The organism is uncultured Chitinibacter sp., from assembly GCF_945957625.1.
Taxonomy (GTDB): Bacteria; Pseudomonadota; Gammaproteobacteria; order Burkholderiales; family Chitinibacteraceae; genus Chitinibacter; species Chitinibacter tainanensis.
In genome coordinates, this window is the sequence record NZ_CAMFLP010000001.1 from 139,153 (window position 1) to 152,101 (window position 12,949).

Below are 12,949 nucleotides of genomic sequence, written 5' to 3' on the forward strand. Positions count from 1 at the left end.
AGGCTCCCGTTTTTTATTGTCTATCTGGGGTATGTCTTTGCAGTGTTTGCTGGGTGTTGATTATGGGTCTATACCCGTGCCGGTATGTGATTGTTTAGCGTTTGCCTTGCAGTAGCAAAGATTCTGCGCTGGCCAGATTTTCCGGCACACCCAGCAACACCAACACATCGCCGGAATTGAGCTGGAAATCATCATCCGGCACAATCGGCGCGCTGTTTTTGCGGCGGATGCTGCGCACTTCTACCTCAATACCGGCAAAATCCAGCTCTTTCAGCTGATGGCCAATCCCAAAGGCATTTTGCGTGAGCTGGATTGTGTGCAGCCGCGCCTGCTGACGATCGCTTTCTTCGTTATCTTCGTGAGTGCCACGGTAAAAGCCGCGAATCATCGAGTAGCGGGCCTCCCGCACTTCGCGAATGCGCCGTACCACTTTATTTAGCGGCACGCCCAGCAACATCATGGTGTGCGAGGCCAGCATCAGGCTGCCCTCCATAATCTCGGCCACTACTTCGGCCGCACCGGCGTTTTTGAGTAGATCAATATCGCTGTCGTCTTGCGTGCGCACAATCACCGGCAATTCCGGCCGCATCTGATGCACGACTTCCAGAATTTTCATCGCCGAGTGGGTGTCGGCATAGGTCACGATCAGCGCGCGGGCGCGCATGAGGCCGGCGGCGATCAGTACTTCGCGCTTGGCGGCGTCGCCAAAGACCACTGATTCACCGGCGGCGGCGGCTTCGCGCACCATTTCGGGGTCTAAATCCAAGGCAAAAAATGGAATACCTTCCGAATGCAAAATCCGCCCCAGCGATTGGCCGCTGCGCCCGTAACCGCACAAAATCACGTGCCCGTTAGCCGACATGCTGCGCACTGCAATCTGGTGCAGATTCGCGGCCAGATTCATCCATTCCGAACTTGCCAGCCGCAAGACAATTTTGTCGGAATGCTGGATCAAAAACGGCGTAATTAGCATCGAGATAATCACGGCCGCGATACTGCTTTGCAAAATCTCGGTTGGAATAATCCCGTGTCCGGCCGCCAGCGCCAGCAATACAAAGGCAAATTCGCCGCCTTGCCCCAGGGCAAAGCCAGTGCGCCACGCCGTGCCCGGCGCGTTGCCAAACAGCCGGGCTACCCCGGCAATCAGCGCAATTTTGCCCACGCTTAGCAAGACAATTAGCGCCAAGACTAGCTGCCACTGGGTGAGCAGCACCATGGCATCCAGATTCATGCCGACGGTAATAAAAAACAAGCCCAGCAGCAGATCGCGGAAGGGGCGAATATCGTCTTCAACCTGATAGCGGTATTCGGTTTCGGCAATCAACATGCCGGCCAGAAATGCGCCCAGTGCTAGAGAAAGACCGGTGAGCTCGGTGAGCCAGGCAATCCCCAGTGTCACGAGCAAGATATTGAGCATAAAGAGCTCGCTAGAGTGCTGGCGCGCCACCAGCGTAAACCATGGGCGCATCAGTTTTTGCCCCAGCCACAGCAGTAAAGTAAGGACAAAAATGATCTTGAGGGCCGCGAGACCAATCGCCACCGCTAGCTCTTCAGCTGGCTTGCCCAGCACAGGGATCATAATCAGGAAGGGCACCACCGCCAGATCTTGAAATAGCAAGATCCCAAAGGCATTTTGCCCGTGCGGGGCGTTGAGTTCGTTGCGGTCGGCCAAGAGCTTAGACACCATGGCGGTGGAGGACATCGCCAAGGCCGCCCCCAGTGCAAGACCAAGTTGCCAGGGCTGATTAAAGAAGGCGCACGCCAGCATCACCAGCAGCAAGACCCCCATCACTTGCGATAAACCAAGGCCAAACACCACGCGTTTCATGGCATTGAGTTTGGCGAGGTTAAATTCCAGCCCCAGCGTAAACATCAGGAAAATCACGCCGTATTCGGCCAGATGGGTGGCTTCCTCGCTCGATTCAATCAGGCCCAGCGCATGGGGGCCGACGAAAATACCAATCACCAGGTAGCCCAGCATGGGCGGCAGTTTGATTTTGCGGCAGAACACCACCGTCAGAACGGCAATGGCGAGAAGAAATAAAAAATTATGCAGGGTAGAGGGCATGCAAGACGGCGCAATCGCGACATGAATTCAAATTCGTTCTTGCTAATATACCGGCGCAGCATGTCTTGCGCATGAAATCCTGCCGCTAATTGGCCAGTTGGCACGTTCTTTGCGTTTTTCTTGCAACGTCGCTGGGCGTGCGGGGCAGATTGGCATGGCAATTTGCCGCTTTGCCGGTTACAGAATGGGCTGGCTCTTTTATAATCGCTGCTCATTTGTGCTTGAGCTTTCTTTAAGATGACTGCTGCGCTTGCAACTGCCCACCGGGTATTGGCCATTGAGGCCCAAGCCATTACGGCACTGGCCCAGCGGCTGGATGAGCGATTCGCGGCGGCCTGTGCGCTGATTTTGCAGTGCCCGGGGCGGCTGGTGGTAATGGGGATGGGTAAATCGGGCCACATCGCCCGCAAGCTCGCGGCCACCATGGCCAGTACCGGTACGCCAGCGTTTTTTGTGCATCCGGGCGAGGCGGCGCATGGCGACCTCGGCATGATTACCCGGCAAGATGTGGTTTTGTTGCTCTCTAATTCGGGCGAAAGTGACGAAGTGCTGGCGATCTTGCCTAGCCTGAAACGCCTTGCGGTACCGCTGATCTGTATGACCGGTAACCCTAGCTCGACCATGGCGCGTGAGGCGCAAATTCACCTCGATGCCGGTGTGGCCGAAGAAGCGTGCCCGCTCAATTTGGCGCCCACCGCCAGCACCACGGCGGCATTGGCGCTGGGTGATGCCTTGGCCGTGGCCTTGCTGGAGGCGCGTGGTTTTCAAGCTGAAGATTTTGCGCTGTCGCATCCGGGCGGCTCGCTGGGCCGGCGTTTGCTGGTGCATGTGCGAGATTTGATGCACGCAGGCGAGGCCTTGCCGGTCGTGCAGCATGATGTCACGCTGCGCGATGCGCTGATGGAAATCAGCCGCAAAGGCATGGGCATGACGGCGATTGTGGACGATGCCAGACAGCTGTGCGGGATTTATACCGATGGCGATTTACGCCGCACCATTGACCGCGATATTGATTTACGCACGACGCCGGTGCGTGAGGTGATGAGCCCAGCACCGGTGACGATTGAAGCGCAGCGCCTCGCGGCTGAAGCTGCGGCAGTGATGGAGGCGCGCCGGGTGAATGGCCTGCTGGTGGTGGAGCAAGGCCGGCTGGTGGGTGCAATTAATATGCATGATTTGCTTAAAGCACGTGTGGTGTAGGGGATAGCCCGCTACGCCTTTAGATAAATAGATTTCAGACTGATACCCCTTAAAGAGAAGCCATGATTGAGCGTGCCAAGCAAGTCAAACTGATGATTTTCGACGTTGACGGTGTGATGACCGACGGCGGCTTGTACTATACCGATGCCGGTGAAGAGCTGAAGGCGTTTAATTCGCTGGATGGCCACGGTTTGAAAATGCTGAAAAATTCCGGCGTGAAGCTGGCGATTATTACCGGGCGTAATTCACGCTTGGTAGAACACCGGGCGCGTAATCTGGGGATTGATTTTCTGCATCAAGGCGCCCATGACAAACTGCAAACCTTTCAGAAGTTGCTTGCCGAAGCGGGCGTGAGCGCTGAAGAATGCGGTTATATGGGGGATGATGTGATTGATCTGCCCGTGATGCGGCGCGTGCACTTTGCGGTGGCTGTGCCGGCTGCGCCAGAGCTGGTACAACAGCACGCGCATTATGTGACCGGCCGCCAGGGCGGGCATGGCGCGGTGCGCGAAGTCTGCGAATTGATTATGGCCAGCCAAGGTACACTGGATGCGGCTTTAGCGCCGTATCTGGCTTAATGGGCTGGCAGGGGAAAACGCTTGCGTAGTTTAACCATCTGGGCGTTGCCCCTTGTGTTGTTGCTGCTGGTCGGGGCGCTGATCTGGGGCTTGAGCCGGGCCGCGATTCAAACCGTCATTACGGTCGAGGCCGACCCCAATACCCCGGATATGATTGTGAATCTGGGGGTATTGCAGCGCTTTGATGAGCAAGGGCAAATCCGCTCGACGCTGATCGCGCAGGAAGTGAAACACCTGCGGGCCAATGACACGCTGCTGTTTAAACAGCCAAAGCTGACCCAGACTGAACCGGGTAAACCCAATATTGTGGTGACCGGCGTGCGGGCGAAAACCACCAATAAAGCGTCGCAGGTTTGGTTTGAAGATGCGACCGAACTACGCCGCGCGGCATTCGGCCAGCAAGCCGAATTGGTCGTGCGCAGTAGCGATGTGTTTTATGATCAGGCGACCAGCATCGCCCGCGCTAGCACACCGGTGGTGGCGGATATGGGCCCACATCATGCCGAAGCGGTGGGCTTTATCGCCGATAATGCCCAGCAAACTCTGAATTTACTATCCAAAGTGAGAATGACTTATGTCCCGACTGCTCGCGCTGCCCTTACTGGCACTGCTGCTCGCTAATTCTGCGTGGGCCGAAACTGCCGACCGCGAGAAACCGATGAATATCGTGGCCGATAACTGCGTGATGGATCAAAAGACCCAGCAAAGTGTCTGCACCGGCAATGTGGTGGTGACGCAGGGCACGATGGTAATGCGGGCCGATAAACTGACCACCCGACAAGATGAACAAGGCCATCAGTTTGCTCAAGGTGAAGGCCGCCCGGTGCGTTTCAAGCAGCGGCTGGATTCGGGCGAGCCACTGGATGCTGAAGCACTCCGCTTTGATTACGACGGCGCAAAGGGCTTTCTGGTGTTGATGGACAAGGCCTGGGTTAAGCGTAATCAGGATTTGGTGGTGGGCGATAAAATCACCTACGACATGAATACCGAGTTTTACCAAGCGCAAAGTAAGGCGGGTGGTCGGGTGAATATCACGCTGAACCCGAAGAAAAAAGACGCCAGCCAGCCAGCCAAGAAAGAAGTTAGCCAATGAGTACGCTGAAAGCCCAGCATCTACAAAAGTCCTACAAAAAACGCACGGTGGTGCGTGATGTGTCGCTCGAAGTCAGCAGCGGTGAAGTGGTGGGTCTCTTGGGCCCCAATGGTGCCGGTAAAACCACCAGCTTTTACATGATTGTGGGCCTCGTGCGTATGGATGAGGGCCGGATTGAACTCGATGGCATTGATGTTAGTCAGCAGCCCATTCACCAGCGGGCGCGTTTGGGCTTGGGTTATTTGCCGCAAGAGGCGTCGATTTTCCGCAAAATGACCGTGGCGGAAAACATTCAGGCGGTGCTGGAGCTGCATTACAAAGATAAAACCGAGATTGCCGAGCGACTCGATGCCTTGCTGCATGACCTGCATGTGGGGCATTTGCGCAACAGCAATGCCATGAGTTTGTCAGGCGGTGAGCGCCGCCGGGTGGAGATCGCCCGCGCGCTGGCTTCCAACCCACAGTTTGTGTTGCTGGATGAACCTTTTGCCGGGGTAGACCCAATTGCGGTGATTGATATTCAACGCATTATTGGCTTTTTGAAAGAGCGGGGCATCGGGGTGCTGATTACCGATCACAATGTACGAGAAACCCTCGGGATTTGTGACCGCGCCTATATCATCTCGGAAGGGGCCGTGATGGCGGCTGGTAAACCGGCCGAGATTGTGAATAATGAAGATGTTCGCCGCGTGTATTTGGGCGAGCATTTCCGTATGTAGCATCACTGGCCGCAGTTTATGAAGCAAAGTCTGCAGCTGCGCATGGCGCAGCAGCTCAACCTCACGCCGCAACTTCAGCAGTCGATCAAACTGCTGCAACTCTCTACGCTGGATTTCCAACAGGAAATCGAGCAGTACCTCGCTGACAATCCGCTGCTCGAACGCGAAGACCATGGCCTGGATAGTGCCGATGCCAGCGAAGCCCAAGATACCAGCACAACCGAGCGTGATGATTTTGAAGATGATGGGCTGCGCTGGGATGAGGTGCGTGGTAGCCAATCGTTTGATGATGACGACGAGCATGACCCCACGCTGCGGGTTGCGATTGAGCTTAGCCTGCGTGATCACCTGTTGGCGCAAGCTCGCTTACTGGCTTTGCCTGCCCGTGATTTTGCTTTGCTCACTATGCTCATTGAAGCGCTGGACGACGATGGCTTATTGCCGGTGTCGCTAGAAGAAGTATTTGAGCAGCTACCGGCGGAATTCGTCGCGGAGCTTGAGCTGGAAATGGCTGAGCTGCAGATCGCGCATCAGCATTTATTGCAGCTGGAGCCATTGGGCGTCGGCGCGCGCTCGCTGGGCGAGTGTTTATTGCTCCAGCTCAAACAATTGCCGCCTAGCCCTACGGTAGAGTTAGCTAAACGGGTGTTGCTAGAAGGCTTGGAATTACTTGCGGTACGGGATTTCACCCGTTTAAAGAAACTTTTGCAGTGCAATGAAGTCCAGTTAAAAGAAGCGCAGCAGATTATTCGTAGTTTGAACCCGCGTCCGGCGGCCAACTGGGGCGGCGAAACGGCGCGCTATGTTGTGCCGGATGTGTTGGTGCAAAAGGTGCGCGGCCGCTGGTCGGTACGGCTGAATCAGGCAGCGCAACCCAAGCTGAAAGTTAATGAGATGTATGCGCGGGTGTTGCAGGGGCAAGCTGGCGAGAGCTTGGCGGGCCAGCTGCAGGAAGCGCGCTGGTTGATTAAAAGTATTGAGCAGCGTGGCAATACCATTTTGCGAGTGGCGCAAGCGATTGTGGCGCGGCAGCAAGCGTTCTTTGAATATGGCGAAGTGGCGATGAAACCCTTGGTGCTACGGGACATCGCCGAAGAGCTGGATTTGCATGAATCCACCATCTCGCGGGTGACAACGCAAAAATTTATGCTGACACCCCGCGGGGTTTTGGAGTACAAATATTTCTTCGGTAGTCATGTTGAAAATGACAGCGGTGGGGAAAACTCGGCGACCGCGATCAAAGCTTTGATCAAACAGCTAGTCCAGCAGGAAAATGCACAGAAACCGTTATCCGATAATGCTATAACGGAAGAACTCGCAAAGCAGGGTGTGGCAGTTGCGCGGCGCACCGTTGCTAAATATCGGGAGGCGTTAGGTATCGCGCCTGCCAGTCAGCGCAAAAGCCTGTAATGGGCGCATAAAAACGAAGGAGCAATAATATGAACCTCAATATCAGCGGTCATCATCTTGAAGTTACTCCAGCTATCCGCGATTACGTGAGCAGTAAAATCGAACGCGTGATTCGTCATTTTGACAACGTGATCGATGCAACGGTCATTCTGGCGGTTGATAAACTGCAGCACAAAGCCGAGGTTACCGTGCATGTCAGTGGTAAAGACATCCACATCGAATCGATTGAGGAAGACCTGTATGCCGCGATTGATGTCCTGATGGACAAATTGGATCGCCAGCTGGTCAAACACAAAGAAAAGCTCTCTTCGCATCGCAATGAGGCGCTGAAACATCAGGCGGTGGCCGAAGAATAATTACGTTGCGTAGGCAATACAACGGGAACGCCGCGAGTCGTTCCCGTTTTTGTTTGCCCGCAAGGCAAGTACAATAGCCCGACCATAAGGAAATACACCAACACCATGAGCCTCATTACCAAAATCCTGCCAACCACCAATGTGTTTCTCGATCTGGATGTGGGAAGCAAGAAGCGGGTGTTCGAGCACGTGGGGATCGTGTTTGAAAATAGCCATGGCATCGCGCGTAGCGTGATCTTCGATAGCCTGTTTGCCCGCGAAAAGCTGGGCTCCACTGGCCTTGGCCAAGGCGTGGCGATTCCACACGGGCGGATCAAAGGTCTGAAAGAAGCCACCGGTGCGTTTGTACGCCTGAAAGAGCCGATTCCATTTGATGCTCCAGATAGCAAGCCTGTGGCTCTGATCTTTGTGCTGCTGGTGCCAGCCAATGCTACCGATCTGCATTTGCAGATTCTGTCCGAGTTGGCGCAGCTGTTTTCCGATAAGCAGTTGCGTGAAGAGCTAAACACCATGACCGAAGCGCATCAGGTCTGGGAGCGGATCGCCAGCTGGGAGCCCTACGGCGCCGATTTTGCTTAATTGACTCGGCCAGCTTGGCTGGACGCCAGCCACTGGCCTGCTTCATAATCAAAACTGCATCCATGTGCCGATGCAGTTTTTTTTTGAGACCGGTATGCCACAGATTACTGCCCGCCAGCTGTTTATTGATAACGCCGAAAAATTGCGCCTCACCTGGGTTGCCGGTCAATCTGGGGCAAATAATCTGCTCTCCAATGACGAGAGTGAGCAAAAGCCCTCATTGTCGCTAGTTGGGCATTTGAATTTTGTACATCCCAACCGGATTCAAGTACTCGGGATTGCCGAAGTCGCGTACCTCAATGCGCTTTCCCCTGAGGTGCAGCTCAGCAGTTTGAATCAGCTCTTTGGCAATGAAATGGCGGCCATGATTGTCGCTAATGGCCAAGTTGTGCCCGATGCTTTGCGCGATGCGGCCGAGCGCCATCATGTGCCTTTGCTCACTAGCCCTGAGCAATCTCCGTATTTAATGGAGGTATTGCGCTACTACCTAAGCAAGGCGCTGGCTGTATCGACACACCTGCATGGGGTATTTATGGATGTGCTGGAGGTGGGCGTGTTGCTTACCGGTGAGTCATCCATGGGTAAATCCGAATTGGCGCTCGAGCTGATTTCACGCGGCCATGGTTTGGTGGCCGATGATGTGGTCGAGGTGTATCGCACCAACCCGGAAACCCTGGAAGGGCGCTGCCCGCCGATGCTGCGCGATTTCCTGGAAGTGCGTGGGATTGGGGTGCTGAATATTCGCACCATTTTTGGTGAAACGGCAGTGCGGCCCAAGAAAACCTTGAAACTGATTATCCATTTGGCCAAAGCCGGTGGCGAATCGTTAACGCCGGTCGATCGGCTGCAGATGCAGGCGGCTACCCAGGCGATTCTGGATGTGCCGGTGCGCAAATTGGTGATTCCAGTGGCGGCGGGTCGTAATCTGGCGGTGCTGGTTGAATCGGCAGTGCGCAATTATATTTTGCAATTGCGCGGGATCGATTCTACGCGTGAGTTTATCGAACGCCACCAGAAATTCATGGAAATGGGGGAGTAAATGCCAACCACTACCCAAGTGCCGCTACACCATCAGCAGTTAATCCTGCTGTCGGGCCTTTCGGGCGCCGGCAAATCCGTGGCTTTGCGGGCGCTGGAAGATCTGGGCTACTACTGCATGGATAATCTGCCCGCACCCCTGATCCGTGATGCGGTCTCGATGCTGGATCAGGATGGCTATCCACGGGTCGCAATTGCAGTGGATGCCCGCAGTGCGCACAATCTCACTAGCCTGCCCGAACGTCTGGCTGAAATGAAAGCCATGGGCCTAGATGTGCGTGGCCTGTTTCTGGAGGCGGATGTCGATACCATCGTGCGCCGCTATTCCGAAAGCCGCCGCAGTCATCCACTGTCAAACGGTGCGCTCACAGTGGCTGAATGTATCGCTATGGAGCGCGAAATGCTGGCTGAAGTGCGCGAACTCGCCCACTGCATCGATACCAGTGGCATGTCGGCGGCGAAGTTGCGGTTATGGGTGCGCGAGTTTATTGCTGTCGATGCGGCCAAGGTTACGCTGATTTTTGAATCCTTCGGCTTTAAGCACGGCATTCCGCTCGATGCTGATTTTGTGTTCGACGCCCGCTGCCTCCCCAATCCCTATTATGATCCGGCCTTGCGCCCGCTCACCGGTATGGATCAGCCGGTGGCGGATTTTCTGATGCGCCAGCCCAGCGTTGGGCCGTATCTGACGCATATTTTGGGCTTTCTGGAGCGCTGGTTACCCGAGTTCGAGCGCGATCAGCGCAGCTATGTGACGGTAGCGATTGGCTGCACGGGTGGTCAGCATCGTTCGGTGTATTTGGCTGAAGAATTGCGCCGGCATTTCTCCCGTTCGCGGCAGGTCTTGCTGCGTCACCGCGAGCAGCATGGGCACTGAGCTGTGGCGATGTTTACGCGTGGGCGACTGGTGTTTGCTTGCGCTCAGTGTGCTGCTGTGGGCGGTGCTCACGCACTGGAGCTGGCAGCAGCCCGGCGCCACGCGGGTGCGGATCTATCAGGATGGACAACTTTACGCTGAGCTGGATTTGCTGGCGCAGCGCACCTTGGCGGTGCCCGGGCCACTGGGCGCCACCGTGGTGGAAGTGCGGCAGGGTAAAGCCCGCATTGCCCAAGACCCTAGCCCGCGGCAGTATTGTGTGAAAGCCGGTTGGCTGCAGCAGGCCGGGCAGGCGGCAATTTGTTTGCCTAATCGTACCAGTATCGAACTCACCGGCCAGCAAGCCCGCCCTTATGACAGCCTCAGCTACTGATTCTGCCGCGCAACATTTGCAGGTAACGGCCCAGGATCAACAGATTGCACGGCTGGCGGCGATTGCGATTGCCTTGGCCGTGCTGGAATCCGGTATACCTTCGCCGATTCCTGGCGTGAAACCGGGGCTGGCGAATATCGTGACTTTGCTGGCGCTCACACGGCTGGGCTGGGCGGCGGCAGCGTGGGTGAGTGTGCTGCGCATTCTGGGGGCGAGTATTGTGCTGGGAGGGATTTTCTCGCCCGGTTTTGCGCTGAGCCTTGCCGGCGGCGCTTGCAGTTTGCTGGTGCTGGCGGCGGCGCAATATTTGCCGCGCCGCTGGTTTGGGCTGGTGAGCCTGTCTTTGTTATCGGCCATCGCGCACACCGTAGGGCAGCTGCTATTAGCGCGGCTGTGGCTGATTCCGCATAACGGCATTGTGTATTTAATCCCCATCTTGCTCGGGATGGGTTTAGTGTTTGGTTTGGTCAATGGCATGGTGGCGGAGCAACTTTTGCGCCGCTGGCCGGCCCAACCAACACAACCGGATTTACAAGAGAGAGACGCATGAGCAAAGTAATCACAGTGGCGCTCACTGGCGCCTCGGGCCTGCCGTATGGCCTGCGTACGCTGGAATGCCTGCTCGCGGCCGGCTGCCAGGTGCGCTTGGTGTATAGCCAGGTGGCGCAAATTGTGGCGCGGCAAGAGCTTGATCTGCTCTGGCCAGCCCGGGCGGCCGACTTGGCCGAGCAGCTGCGCGCGCAGTATCAGCTGGCCGATCCGCAGCAGCTGCAAGTGTATGGGCAGCAAGAATGGTTCGCACCGATGGCTTCGGGCAGCAATCCCGGCGACGGCATGGTGGTGGTGCCGTGCTCGATGGGGGCTTTGTCGGCGATCGCCAATGGGGCTTCGGATAATCTGGTCGAACGCGCGGCCGATGTGATGATTAAAGAGCGTAAAGCGCTGGTGCTGGTGCCCCGTGAAACGCCGTTTTCCGCTATTCATCTGGAAAATATGCTCAAACTGTCACGGCTGGGGGTGGTGATTTTGCCGCCGAATCCGGGCTTTTATCATCATCCGCAATCGATTGATGAGCTGGTGGATTTTGTGGTGGCGCGCATCTTGGATCAGCTGGGCGTGCCGCAGCAGCTAATGGCGCGCTGGGGTGAGTCCAATAGTTAAACAACAGAAGAATTAGGTTAAAAAAACCGGGCCAGGCCCGGTTTTTTATTGGGGTATTGCCTTCTAGCAATTGCTTGTAAAGGCTTTTGTGGCAATACCTAGTCGATGTATCTGGGCCTAGATATGCTGGCGTAGGCGGGCGCGACTCAGGCGGCCAAATAGCACCAGCAAGGAGAGCGCTGCGCAGGTCAACGCCACGACCAAGGCAATCCAGTAGCCGCGTGGCCCCATCCCGCTGATTGGCCCGAAGCCAAAGGTCAGCGCATAGCCCAGTGGCATGCCCACCAGCCAGAACGCCAGCATATGCAGCAGCATCGGCAGGCGGGTGGATTGATAGCCGCGCAGCACGCCGCTGGCCACTACTTGGGTGGCATCCGAAAACTGGAAAATCCCAGCCAGCACCAAGAGCTGGGTGGCCAAGGCCAGCACGGCGGCATCCTGCGTATACCAGCCGGCAATGTACTGGCCAAACAGCATGGTCAGCGCCGCACCAACCCCGGCCACCAAAAGGCCTAGCCGCACACCGTTTTGCCCGATCAGGCGTGCCTGCTGCCAGTCATTGGCCCCCACCGCTTGCCCCACCCGGACAGTGAGGGCGGTGCCGATGGCCATCGGAATCATAAACAGCAAGGAGGCAAAATTAAGCGCCACCTGATGCGCCGCAACCGCGGTCGTGCCCAGGCGGGCGATTAGCAAGGCGATCAGACTAAAGGCGCTGACTTCAATAAAAAACATCAAACCAATGGGTATGCCCAGCTTAGCCAGCTGCCATTGGGTTGGCCAATGAATACCCCGTAGGGTATCAAAGGGATGTGTGCCGCGGTACACCGTCGCGCTGCGAATCCACAGCCACCACATCAGTGCGCTGGCCCACATGCACAGTGCGGTGGCCCAGCCACAACCGACCGCCCCGAGTGCTGGCGCACCAAAATGGCCGTAGATTAGAATCCAGTTCGCTGGCACATTTAGCGCCAGTGCGATCAGTGCAATCACCATCATCGGCTTGGTTTGATTGAGCGCCGAGCTGTAGCCATACAGCACCCGGCTTATCGCCAGCGCCGGCAGGCCCCAACTCACTGCGGCCAGAAAACGCTTGGCCTTATCGGCGACTTCTGCGGTTAGGCCGAGGTGATCGAACACTGGCAATAGGGCATGAGCGAGCAGCATAGCGATGCCGCCGGTGATCAGCGCCTGATACAGCGCTTGTTGGGTTAGGGCCGGTAATTCAGCCGCTTTGCCAGCACCTACTTTGGCCGCCGCCAGCGGGCTAATGGCCAGCAACAGCCCCATCAGCGTAACAATCAGGGTGGTCCAGATCGAGGCGCCAACTGAAACGGCGGCCAGATCGCCGGCTGAAACATGACCCGCCATCACCGCATCCACAAAAGCAGTGCCGGTTTGCGCCAGCTGGCCGATCATAATCGGCCACGCTAAGGTGAGCGTGGCTTTGGCGTCGTTAAATCGTTTTGGCATGGCGCTCCATGGGGGCCCGTGCCC

Annotated in this window: 15 protein-coding genes; 13 read left to right on the forward strand and 2 right to left on the reverse strand. The window is 56.5% G+C overall.

Annotation, left to right across the window (positions count from 1 at the left end; genetic code table 11):
- Positions 1-94: 94 nt before the first annotated feature.
- A complete protein-coding gene (locus QV747_RS00645) occupies positions 95-2,068 on the reverse strand; it encodes a monovalent cation:proton antiporter family protein (protein WP_273428436.1) in 1,974 nt (657 codons plus the stop codon).
- A 237-nt stretch (positions 2,069-2,305) separates the two neighbouring features.
- On the opposite strand from QV747_RS00645, the gene QV747_RS00650 reads away from it, so the two are divergent.
- The 13 genes from QV747_RS00650 (at position 2,306) to QV747_RS00710 (ending at position 11,452) form a co-directional block, all read left to right on the forward strand.
- Positions 2,306-3,268 (forward strand): KpsF/GutQ family sugar-phosphate isomerase, encoded by a 963-nt coding sequence (locus QV747_RS00650; RefSeq protein ID WP_273428435.1) that lies wholly within the window; start codon positions 2,306-2,308, stop codon positions 3,266-3,268.
- Between the two features lie 62 nt (positions 3,269-3,330).
- The gene (kdsC, locus tag QV747_RS00655) at positions 3,331-3,846 is read left to right on the forward strand and encodes a 3-deoxy-manno-octulosonate-8-phosphatase KdsC (protein WP_028448728.1); all 516 of its coding nucleotides are present in this window, start codon (positions 3,331-3,333) and stop codon (positions 3,844-3,846) included.
- 21 nt (positions 3,847-3,867) lie between these two features.
- Positions 3,868-4,467: an LPS export ABC transporter periplasmic protein LptC gene (lptC, locus tag QV747_RS00660; RefSeq protein WP_047395486.1), complete on the forward strand. Its 600-nt coding sequence runs from the start codon at positions 3,868-3,870 to the stop codon at positions 4,465-4,467.
- Positions 4,421-4,939, forward strand: a complete 519-nt coding sequence (lptA, locus tag QV747_RS00665) for a lipopolysaccharide transport periplasmic protein LptA (RefSeq protein ID WP_047395484.1) — start codon at positions 4,421-4,423, stop codon at positions 4,937-4,939. The genes lptC and lptA overlap by 47 nt, the downstream gene beginning before the upstream one ends.
- Complete coding sequence (lptB, locus tag QV747_RS00670; RefSeq protein ID WP_273428432.1) at positions 4,936-5,658, forward strand: LPS export ABC transporter ATP-binding protein; 723 nt, start codon at positions 4,936-4,938, stop codon at positions 5,656-5,658. Before lptA ends, lptB begins: the two co-directional genes overlap by 4 nt.
- Positions 5,659-5,676: 18 nt before the next feature.
- Positions 5,677-7,068, forward strand: a complete 1,392-nt coding sequence (locus QV747_RS00675; RefSeq protein ID WP_273428430.1) for an RNA polymerase factor sigma-54 — start codon at positions 5,677-5,679, stop codon at positions 7,066-7,068.
- A gap of 29 nt (positions 7,069-7,097) precedes the next feature.
- Complete coding sequence (hpf, locus tag QV747_RS00680; RefSeq protein ID WP_028448733.1) at positions 7,098-7,424, forward strand: ribosome hibernation-promoting factor, HPF/YfiA family; 327 nt, start codon at positions 7,098-7,100, stop codon at positions 7,422-7,424.
- 105 nt (positions 7,425-7,529) lie between these two features.
- Positions 7,530-8,003: a PTS sugar transporter subunit IIA gene (locus tag QV747_RS00685; RefSeq protein WP_028448734.1), complete on the forward strand. Its 474-nt coding sequence runs from the start codon at positions 7,530-7,532 to the stop codon at positions 8,001-8,003.
- Between the two features lie 94 nt (positions 8,004-8,097).
- The gene (hprK, locus tag QV747_RS00690; RefSeq protein WP_028448735.1) at positions 8,098-9,042 is read left to right on the forward strand and encodes an HPr(Ser) kinase/phosphatase; all 945 of its coding nucleotides are present in this window, start codon (positions 8,098-8,100) and stop codon (positions 9,040-9,042) included.
- Complete coding sequence (gene rapZ / locus QV747_RS00695) at positions 9,043-9,918, forward strand: RNase adapter RapZ (RefSeq protein ID WP_273428427.1); 876 nt, start codon at positions 9,043-9,045, stop codon at positions 9,916-9,918.
- The gene (locus QV747_RS00700) at positions 9,908-10,291 is read left to right on the forward strand and encodes a NusG domain II-containing protein (protein ID WP_034618651.1); all 384 of its coding nucleotides are present in this window, start codon (positions 9,908-9,910) and stop codon (positions 10,289-10,291) included. Before rapZ ends, QV747_RS00700 begins: the two co-directional genes overlap by 11 nt.
- Positions 10,272-10,841: a Gx transporter family protein gene (locus QV747_RS00705; RefSeq protein ID WP_273428426.1), complete on the forward strand. Its 570-nt coding sequence runs from the start codon at positions 10,272-10,274 to the stop codon at positions 10,839-10,841. Before QV747_RS00700 ends, QV747_RS00705 begins: the two co-directional genes overlap by 20 nt.
- Positions 10,838-11,452 (forward strand): flavin prenyltransferase UbiX, encoded by a 615-nt coding sequence (locus tag QV747_RS00710; RefSeq protein ID WP_273428425.1) that lies wholly within the window; start codon positions 10,838-10,840, stop codon positions 11,450-11,452. Before QV747_RS00705 ends, QV747_RS00710 begins: the two co-directional genes overlap by 4 nt.
- Positions 11,453-11,569: 117 nt before the next feature.
- On the opposite strand, the gene QV747_RS00715 is transcribed toward QV747_RS00710, so the two are convergent.
- Entirely contained in the window at positions 11,570-12,925 is a 1,356-nt protein-coding gene (locus tag QV747_RS00715) for an MATE family efflux transporter (protein WP_273428422.1), read from the reverse strand.
- Between the last annotated feature and the right edge of the window lie 24 nt (positions 12,926-12,949).

What these genes read in the sequence shown, in the direction of transcription:
- QV747_RS00645 (WP_273428436.1), bottom strand. Translation starts at nt 2,068, where the DNA reads ATGCCCTCTACCCTGCATAATTTTTTATTTCTTCTCGCCATTGCCGTT.
- QV747_RS00650 (WP_273428435.1), top strand. Translation starts at nt 2,306, where the DNA reads ATGACTGCTGCGCTTGCAACTGCCCACCGGGTATTGGCCATTGAGGCC.
- kdsC (WP_028448728.1), top strand. Translation starts at nt 3,331, where the DNA reads ATGATTGAGCGTGCCAAGCAAGTCAAACTGATGATTTTCGACGTTGAC.
- lptA (WP_047395484.1), top strand. Translation starts at nt 4,421, where the DNA reads ATGTCCCGACTGCTCGCGCTGCCCTTACTGGCACTGCTGCTCGCTAAT.
- lptB (WP_273428432.1), top strand. Translation starts at nt 4,936, where the DNA reads ATGAGTACGCTGAAAGCCCAGCATCTACAAAAGTCCTACAAAAAACGC.
- QV747_RS00675 (WP_273428430.1), top strand. Translation starts at nt 5,677, where the DNA reads ATGAAGCAAAGTCTGCAGCTGCGCATGGCGCAGCAGCTCAACCTCACG.
- hpf (WP_028448733.1), top strand. Translation starts at nt 7,098, where the DNA reads ATGAACCTCAATATCAGCGGTCATCATCTTGAAGTTACTCCAGCTATC.
- QV747_RS00685 (WP_028448734.1), top strand. Translation starts at nt 7,530, where the DNA reads ATGAGCCTCATTACCAAAATCCTGCCAACCACCAATGTGTTTCTCGAT.
- hprK (WP_028448735.1), top strand. Translation starts at nt 8,098, where the DNA reads ATGCCACAGATTACTGCCCGCCAGCTGTTTATTGATAACGCCGAAAAA.
- rapZ (WP_273428427.1), top strand. Translation starts at nt 9,043, where the DNA reads ATGCCAACCACTACCCAAGTGCCGCTACACCATCAGCAGTTAATCCTG.
- QV747_RS00700 (WP_034618651.1), top strand. Translation starts at nt 9,908, where the DNA reads ATGGGCACTGAGCTGTGGCGATGTTTACGCGTGGGCGACTGGTGTTTG.
- QV747_RS00705 (WP_273428426.1), top strand. Translation starts at nt 10,272, where the DNA reads ATGACAGCCTCAGCTACTGATTCTGCCGCGCAACATTTGCAGGTAACG.
- QV747_RS00710 (WP_273428425.1), top strand. Translation starts at nt 10,838, where the DNA reads ATGAGCAAAGTAATCACAGTGGCGCTCACTGGCGCCTCGGGCCTGCCG.
- QV747_RS00715 (WP_273428422.1), bottom strand. Translation starts at nt 12,925, where the DNA reads ATGCCAAAACGATTTAACGACGCCAAAGCCACGCTCACCTTAGCGTGG.